Genomic DNA, 7,821 nt, shown 5'->3' with positions numbered 1-7,821 from the left:
CGGGCGAATCGCATCCAGGTCAGGAGCCTCACAAAATTGCATATAGGACTGGACATCAGCAAAGAGGGCGCTGTAACATGAAGGCATAGTTATTGTTGTACCCGGTAACAACCGGGCACCGGAAGAGAGACTCAGAGGCGGCCAACCTGCAGGGTCTCTCTTCCTTTTTTCACCTCCGTAATGATTGTCGTTACGATACGGATCATGATACGACAATCATCCGAAGAATCCTCCGACATTGAACATGACAAAAAACCGCTCACTCGCCGCCAAATAGCGTGAGCGGTAACATGCTTGTTCGTTATCCGGAACTTCGTCAACCTTTCGGAACCGCCTAGTGCGGACCCGCATGCTAGGTGTGAGAGGACGGGGGATTAGCCGCCCCCTCCTACTCGATCGGCAGATTAATCCTCTTCCCGCTGTGTCTGTCCGATGAAGATGAGGATGTACTTGACCAGCTCCAGCAGGGAGATCAGTGCGGCCGCCACGTAGGTCAGCGCCGCGGCCCCGAGCACCTGATTGACACCACGCTCTTCTTCGTTGCGGATAAATCCTTCCGACAGCATCAACGCTTTCGCACGGGAACTTGCGTTGAATTCGACCGGCAGCGTGATCACCTGGAAGGCGACGGCAGCCGAGAACAGGATGATGCCCAGGCCGATCAGGTTCGCGGCGTGCAGAAAGAAGCCGGCCAACAGCAGCAGCGGCGCGACGCCCGACGCAAAGTTGACGACCGGGAAAATCCGGTGGCGAAGCACCAGCATCGGGTAATGCACCTTGTGCTGAATCGCGTGTCCTACTTCATGGCAGGCGACCGACAGAGACGAGATCGAAGTGCCGTAATAAACCGGTTCCGAGAGACGCACAACCCGATCAATCGGATCGTAATGGTCGGTCAGAGCACCGGGCACCGGTTCGACCGGCACGTCATACAGCCCCTGGCGGTCGAGCAACATGCGGGCCGCCTGCGCGCCCGTCAAGCCGGAGGAAGCGGGCACCTGCTCCCATTTGCTGAAATTGCCCTTGACCTTGAACTGTGCCCAGAGCGAAAGGCCAAAGGCGATAAAGATGAGGATGTCCATCGGGTGAAACAGCATGTTTCCATACTCCCCCTTTTGAATGTATAGATATACAAAAAGACCTTCACGCCGCAGTGCATGAAGGTCTTGCGTAACCCACCAACGGGTCCGACATACCGGGCAGCCGGGCTGCCGTAGTGACGATATGCCGACCGGAACATCCGGTTGCTACTCCCCTTACGCCACAATTATACTATACATCTTTTCGAAAAGAAAAATTCGTAAATTTTACCTTTCCGAAGCAATAACGAGAGACAGGGAACATCAGTTGACTGATGCTTGATAACCGTCCACCACAAGCTCCAGTTTTCCCGTATGCGGATCGATCAGCAACCCTTCCAGCATATGCACAGCGTTCAAGATGGAATGCATCGCCGAGCCAAACGGGTGTCCATACAGGTGAGAATGAACATTCGCCGGTCGGGGAATTTATCCGTTTGATACGATTTGTACTCCCGGTCATTGACAAACTTCGTTCGCTGCCAGGATTCGCTGCAGATTCGTTTTGTCTGCCATTCGCACAATTCTTCCTTGTGTTTCGGCTATTCTGCAGGACATTTTTTTGAAGACAGGTGAAACCCGACAAAACAGGCAGTTGCCGCGAGGCAGGCGATGGCTGCCAACAGGAACAAACGGATCGCTCCCGCATGGTCGAACACCATGCCGCCCAGCACCGGTCCCAGCATGCGTCCGGCCGTTGCGGCGCTGGCGGTGATTCCCTGGTAGAACCCCATCCGCTCTTTTGGCGCCAACCGGTTAATGGCGGCGGGCACGCCGGGCAGGATGATCATCTCGCCGATCGTCATCACCGCCATACCTAGCACAAAACCGGTGTAGACGGGGAATCCGGCGATTAACACAAATGTTGCCACATACAGAAGGCCGCCTGTTATCAGTTGCAAGGTCAGGCTGCGTAAAAATCTGCTCAGCAGGGGAGTCAAAAACGGCTGTCCCGCGACGATCAGGATCCCGTTCAACGTCCACAGAAAACTGTAGGAGGATAGCGGGTAGCCCGCTTGTTGTGTGTAGACCGCCAGAGGACCGGCCCACTGGGAGTAAGCGGTCCACGCGATCAGAATGCCGATCGATAAAAGGGCGACCGGCGCCGCGATGGAAACGGCCGTTTGGGTGACTGCGGCAGGCTGATTTTCCGGGAGAGCTGACGCAGGATCCAGGCTGTCCGATTCCTCAGGGACGCGATGCCGGCGAAGCGCATACAGAAAAATCGCCGCGTACAGCGAGTACGACAATCCGTTTAGCAAAAAAACCAGCAAGAACGAGATCTCCGCCAGAAATCCGCCGATTGCCGTCCCGATCGCGACTCCCAGGTTGTTCACCACATAGAACATGTTGAACGCCCGGCGCCCACCGGACGGCCATAGCTGTCCGATTAACGCGTGAAACGACGGCCACACCATGCTTTGCGTAAAACCGAGCGTGATCATCAGCGCGACATACAGAGGGAACGAGTGAGTGAATCCGAGCGCTGTCACCCAAACGGCCGATCCCAACAGCCCCACGAGGATCACCCATTTTCCGCCAATCCGGTCAAACAGGGCGCCGCCGGCCAGGTTCCCCAGAATGCCCGCTCCGTTCATCAGCATCAGTACGATGCCGGCGGTTGTCATGCTTTTGCCGAGCACAGTATGGATGTAAAGCGAGTTGAGCGGCCAGAGAAAGGAATTGCCGATCGAATTGAGCAGCCCGCCTGTGAACAGGATCCAGACCACGGCCGGAATCGACGAGTACCAACCGGCAATACGCGCACGCAATTGGTCGGCTTGATGCAGCATGCTTTGCATAGTGATCGCCCTTTCCAGACGGCTGAGAATCGCCGGTTCCTTTCACTTTAATTTTTCCGGCGGATGTTCGTCAAGCGGTTCGGCCCGAACCCGTCGAAGCTGCGAAAAGTTTCTAATGACAACAATAATATTCTGTTATAAGATCTGTATTGAAAAATATCATCTGGGTTCCAGAAAGGAGGTCAGGACATGCAACCGAATCTGACGACTTCTTCCAACCAATCGCTCAAACCGGCGAAAGCAATTGGACTGGCATTGTTGTTTTTTGTGGTGGCAGCTGCAGGTTTATACTATGTAAAATGGAGTCCTTACTACGAGAAAGCGTTTATCGCTGCCACGAAACACGATATCGGAAAATCGATCCTCAGCGGCGGGGCAAATGCTGCACCGGAACCGTCGATCCAGACGGCTTGGGAATATGCGAAGACCTATTTTCTTGCCGTTTGGAAAGCGGCCGTTCTGGGGATCGTGTTGGGGTCTCTGGTACAGGTGCTGATTCCCCGCGACTGGCTGATCCGTGCGCTTGGCAGCCGCTCTTTCCGAAGCACCGCGATTGCCGGGGTGGCTTCGCTGCCCGGTATGATGTGTTCCTGCTGTGCTGCACCGGTAGCCGTGGGCCTGCGGAAACGGTTTGCTTCTGTCGGTGCCGCTTTGGCATTCTGGCTGGGCAATCCGGTTTTGAACCCGGCGACGATCATCTTTATGGGATTCGTTCTCAGCTGGAAGTTTGCCGTACTGCGCATCGTGTTTGGACTGCTGCTGGTGTTTGGCGTGGCGTATTTTGCCAACCGATTCGTGAAAGAAGAGGAAGTACAGGCGGAGACGCTCGAACTGCCGGAGCAGACTGCAGTCACGGCGCAATCCGGATCACTGGCGGTTCGCTGGGGCAAATCGCTGTGGTCGCTGTTCTGGTCGGTAACACCTGTCTACCTGATCACCGTGCTGCTGCTCGGTGCCGCCCGGGCGTGGCTGTTCCCGGCCGTCAACCCGGATTGGGGGAACAGTTTATGGGCGATCGTGTTTCTGGCGATTACCGGAACCTTGTTCGTGATTCCGACCGCAGCCGAAATTCCAATCGCCAAAACGATGATGTCATACGGATTGGGAGCCGGTCCGGCGGCCGCGCTGATGATGACCTTGCCGGCCATCAGCCTGCCGTCGCTGATTATGGTGCGGAAAGTGTTCCCGGCGAAAGTTCTCTGGTTTGTCACCGGAATGGTGATTGCGTTTGGGATCGTCACCGGATTGGCCGCGATCCTGATCTAGACCGTTTCGGAATTGTCATCCCCTTTTTCCAGACGCCTGTCTGGAGGGGGATATTTTTTTGTTGTTCGCCTCAACCGACCGGTTGACAGGCGGGAGGGCGCATCGTACAATGAAAGAAAAATGAATGGTGATTCATTTTTGCGGGGAGGTGATCCGCGATCGCGCAGAAGAAGAACCCGGAAAAATACGATGCCATCCTGACCGCCGCCATCAACGTGATCGGCCAATTCGGCTACCACAACGCCCCGATTTCCCGCATTGCCCGGGAAGCGGGGGTGGCGGACGGAACGGTCTACTTATATTTCAAGAACAAGGAAGATGTGCTGATCTCCATTTTGCGCGAGACGATCGGCCGGATTGCGGCCCGGATCGAAGACCGGTTTGCCGCCGAGTCCGATCCGGTCCGCAAGCTGCACCACCTGGTGTCCATTATGTTTGAAACGTTTGGCCGCGATAAGAATCTGGCGCTGGTGATCCAGATTCACCTGCGTCAGGCGGATCAAGCTCTGCGCCGTCAGATCGGCGAGATTATCCGCCCCTATTACGCGCTGATCGAACATATCGTACGAGACGGCATTGAAAAGGGGATGTTCCGGCCGACGATCGACCCCCGGATCGCCCGCAGAATGGTGTTTGGTACGCTGGATGAGACGATCACAGCCTGGGTGCTGACCGGGGCCAAGTATGATCTGACCGGCCTGGTCGATCAGGTGGTCGACCTGCTTGTTCATGGAATGAAAAAGTAGCGAGGCATGGTTTCATTTTCACAGATTTCAAGAGAGGAGATGCCGGTATGAAAATTCTGGTGCTGATGAAACAAACGTTTGACACGGAAGAGAAGATCGTGCTGGAAGACGGCAAGGTGAAGGAAGACGGGGTGCAATACATCATCAACCCGTATGACGAGTACGCGATTGAAGAGGCGCTGGTGCTGCGGGAAAAATTCGGCGGGGAAGTGACCGTCATTACCCTCGGTCCGGACCGGGCGGAAGAATCGCTGCGCAAAGCGCTCGCCATGGGGGCCGATCACGGGGTGCATATCAATGATCCGGCGCTGTTTGGCGACGAGTACAAGGCGGCGAAAGTGCTGGCCGACTATATCAAGACGCAGGAATATGACATCATCCTCGGTGGCAACCAGGCGGTCGACGACGGGTCCGGCCAGGTGGCGGTGCGCGTCGCCGAATTGCTGGGAATTGCGCATATCTCGACGATCACCAAATTGGAGATCGACGGCAACAAGGTAACGGCTCATCGCGACGCGGAAGGGGACGTCGAGATCGTAGAGGCGACACTGCCGGTGCTGGTGACCGCACAGCAGGGATTGAATGAGCCGCGCTATCCTTCCTTGCTGGGGATCCGCAAAGCGAACAAGATTCCGCTCAAAGTGGTGGCAGCTGGCGATCTGAACGTGGCGGCGGAAGCGAAGAATGAGATCGTGGAAACCTTCCTGCCGAAAGAAAAAACGGGCGGCCGCATCCTCGAAGGCGACACGCCGCAGCGGGTGAAAGAACTGGTGACACTCTTGCGGACGCAGGACAAAGTGATCTGAGAAAAAACGGAAAGGACGGATGAAAATGGCACGCAATGTACTTGTACTGGCAGATATTCGGCATGACAAACTGCGGAACGTGACGTTTGAATCGCTGGCTGCGGCTCGCAAAATCGCGGAAGGCGGCGAGGTGTACGGTGTCCTGCTCGGCCGCAATGTGGCGGATCTGGCGGACGCGCTGGCCCATCACGGGGCGGACAAAGTATTTGTGGTCGACCATGAGGTCTTGGGCAACTATGTGCCGGATGCGTACGCGAAGGCGATGGAAACGGTGATCCAGGAGAGCGGCGCGAATGTCATCCTGATGGCCCACTCCGCCATCGGCCGCGACCTGGCTCCGAAGCTGGCGGCCCGGTTTGAAGCCGGCCAGGTATCCGACATTATCGACGTGGAGCTGGCCGACGGCAAGCTGATTTTCACCCGCCCGATCTACGCGGGCAAAGCGTTCACGAAAAATGTGATCCGCGACGGCATGATTTTTGCAACCGTCCGTCCGAACAACCTGCCCGCGGGCGAACCGGACACGTCGCGTAGCGCGAATGTGGTGACCGTTTCGGTCGATTTGCCTGCTGATTCGCTGCGCACGTTCATCAAGGAAGTGGTGAAAAAGAGCACTGGCGGCGTCGACCTGTCGGAAGCGAAGATCATCGTGTCGGGCGGCCGCGGCGTGAAAAGCGCGGAAGGATTCAAACCGCTGCAGGAACTGGCTGACGTATTGGGCGCTGCTGTCGGTGCTTCGCGTGGCGCATGTGACGCGGGCTACTGCGATTATGCACTGCAAATCGGGCAAACCGGCAAGGTGGTGACGCCGGATCTGTACATCGCCTGCGGCATTTCTGGCGCGATCCAGCATCTGGCAGGCATGTCGAACTCGAAGGTAATCGTCGCGATCAACAAAGATCCGGAAGCGCCGATTTTCAAAGTGGCCGATTACGGGATCGTCGGTGACCTGTTCGAAGTGGTTCCCGTACTGACGGAAGAACTGAAAAAAGTGTTGGCGGAGTAACGGCGGCGGACGGTTCGTTCTGTTACAAAGATTGGCTAGGCAAGCGATTCTGCGACCTGCGGGGCGCAGGGTCGCTTTTTGTTTTGGCTGCCGCTGGGAGGCAGGGAATCGATTGTGAAGCCGCCCCGGCGGCGATTTTGGAAATTTTGTCGAATTGTCTGTCTATAGCGGCAAATTTGCCTTGTCATGTATGTACGGCTCGATCAGAAAACGTACCGGTAGCGAGCCGACTGGTTTCCTTTCCAAGTATTGGGGAAGGAAAACGGTTGGGGACAAGAAACGGCGAAAATACGGGAAGAGGGAAAGCCCCCGCCGCTCGATTGGGGGCTTTGCGATATTCTGAAGAGCGAGAGGGTTATTTCTCTTCGATCGTGACCGATTTGATGATCACTTCTTCTTTCGGCAGGCTCATCTCCCCTGTGGGACCGACACCCACTGGCACGGACGAAATCGCCTGCACCACATCCATGCCTTCCACAACTTTGCCGAACACGGTGTAGTTGGGCATCTGCTGCAGGTTCCGCACAGCGTCGCCGTTGCCGATAAAAAATTGGCTGCCGTTTGTGTTGGGACCGGCGTTTGCCATCGCCACCACACCCGGCTCGTACGGATGTTTCGGCGGCAGCTCATCCTCGAACGTGTAGCCGGGACCGCCCGTTCCGTTGCCCAGCGGGTCGCCCGTCTGGATCATGAAGCCCTTCATAATCCGGTGAAAGCGGATGCCGTCATAAAAATGGTCGCGCGCCAGAAACACGAAATTGTTCACCGTCTTCGGGGCGTCTTTTGCGTACAGCTGGATTTTGATATCCCCTTTGCTGGTGTGCAGGGTGGCAAAATAGGACTTGTTCGGATCGATCGTCATTTGCGGAGCCTGTTTGTATTTATTGTTTTTCGCCGCTGTATCGGATGTCGGCGGCGCCGGCATCTGCGGAGCTTGTCCCTGCTGCGGCTGCCCTTGGCCGCCGGGCGCCGGCTGCTTGCCGCTATCCGTGCCGCATCCGGCCAGCATGCTGGCTGCCAGCAATGTACCGAGTGTGAGCAGTGTCAGTTTGCGATGCATGTTTTGAACCTCCTTGTACAGAACAATATCACAAACGGGCGGATGGGAAAACTCCA

7 protein-coding genes are annotated in these 7,821 nt (G+C 56.3%); 4 read left to right on the top strand and 3 right to left on the bottom strand.

What is annotated here, in order from left to right; all coding sequences use genetic code 11:
* Positions 1–404: 404 nt before the first annotated feature.
* Together C230_RS0104965 and C230_RS19480 are read right to left on the bottom strand one after the other, a co-directional pair.
* Positions 405–1,097 (bottom strand): zinc metallopeptidase, encoded by a 693-nt coding sequence (locus C230_RS0104965; RefSeq protein ID WP_018130934.1) that lies wholly within the window; start codon positions 1,095–1,097, stop codon positions 405–407.
* Positions 1,098–1,621: 524 nt separating this feature from the next.
* The gene (locus C230_RS19480) at positions 1,622–2,881 is read right to left on the bottom strand and encodes an MDR family MFS transporter (RefSeq protein ID WP_018130932.1); all 1,260 of its coding nucleotides are present in this window, start codon (positions 2,879–2,881) and stop codon (positions 1,622–1,624) included.
* Positions 2,882–3,070: 189 nt separating this feature from the next.
* Here C230_RS19480 and C230_RS0104950 point away from each other — a divergent pair, with 189 nt between their 5' ends.
* The 4 genes from C230_RS0104950 to C230_RS0104935 all read left to right on the top strand — a co-directional run bounded on the left by C230_RS0104950 (position 3,071) and on the right by C230_RS0104935 (position 6,705).
* Entirely contained in the window at positions 3,071–4,147 is a 1,077-nt protein-coding gene (locus tag C230_RS0104950) for a permease (RefSeq protein ID WP_018130931.1), read from the top strand.
* Positions 4,148–4,305: 158 nt separating this feature from the next.
* Positions 4,306–4,893, top strand: a complete 588-nt coding sequence (locus tag C230_RS0104945; RefSeq protein WP_040392950.1) for a TetR/AcrR family transcriptional regulator — start codon at positions 4,306–4,308, stop codon at positions 4,891–4,893.
* A gap of 47 nt (positions 4,894–4,940) precedes the next feature.
* The gene (locus tag C230_RS0104940) at positions 4,941–5,699 is read left to right on the top strand and encodes an electron transfer flavoprotein subunit beta/FixA family protein (RefSeq protein ID WP_018130929.1); all 759 of its coding nucleotides are present in this window, start codon (positions 4,941–4,943) and stop codon (positions 5,697–5,699) included.
* Positions 5,700–5,724: 25 nt separating this feature from the next.
* A complete protein-coding gene (locus C230_RS0104935; protein WP_026174143.1) occupies positions 5,725–6,705 on the top strand; it encodes an electron transfer flavoprotein subunit alpha/FixB family protein in 981 nt (326 codons plus the stop codon).
* A 355-nt stretch (positions 6,706–7,060) separates the two neighbouring features.
* Here C230_RS0104935 and C230_RS0104930 read toward each other — a convergent pair whose 3' ends face one another.
* Positions 7,061–7,765: a peptidylprolyl isomerase gene (locus C230_RS0104930; protein ID WP_018130927.1), complete on the bottom strand. Its 705-nt coding sequence runs from the start codon at positions 7,763–7,765 to the stop codon at positions 7,061–7,063.
* Positions 7,766–7,821: the final 56 nt, after the last annotated feature.

Origin of the sequence: Effusibacillus pohliae DSM 22757 (assembly GCF_000376225.1) — a bacterium.
GTDB classification, from domain to species: domain Bacteria; phylum Bacillota; class Bacilli; order Tumebacillales; family Effusibacillaceae; genus Effusibacillus; species Effusibacillus pohliae.
This window is presented reverse-complemented; position numbering and strand designations above follow the sequence as displayed.

Excerpts from the sequence above, each read along its gene's own strand:
- C230_RS0104965 (WP_018130934.1), bottom strand. The coding sequence starts at position 1,097 with ATGCTGTTTCACCCGATGGACATCCTCATCTTTATCGCCTTTGGCCTT.
- C230_RS19480 (WP_018130932.1), bottom strand. The coding sequence starts at position 2,881 with ATGCAAAGCATGCTGCATCAAGCCGACCAATTGCGTGCGCGTATTGCC.
- C230_RS0104950 (WP_018130931.1), top strand. The coding sequence starts at position 3,071 with ATGCAACCGAATCTGACGACTTCTTCCAACCAATCGCTCAAACCGGCG.
- C230_RS0104940 (WP_018130929.1), top strand. The coding sequence starts at position 4,941 with ATGAAAATTCTGGTGCTGATGAAACAAACGTTTGACACGGAAGAGAAG.
- C230_RS0104935 (WP_026174143.1), top strand. The coding sequence starts at position 5,725 with ATGGCACGCAATGTACTTGTACTGGCAGATATTCGGCATGACAAACTG.
- C230_RS0104930 (WP_018130927.1), bottom strand. The coding sequence starts at position 7,765 with ATGCATCGCAAACTGACACTGCTCACACTCGGTACATTGCTGGCAGCC.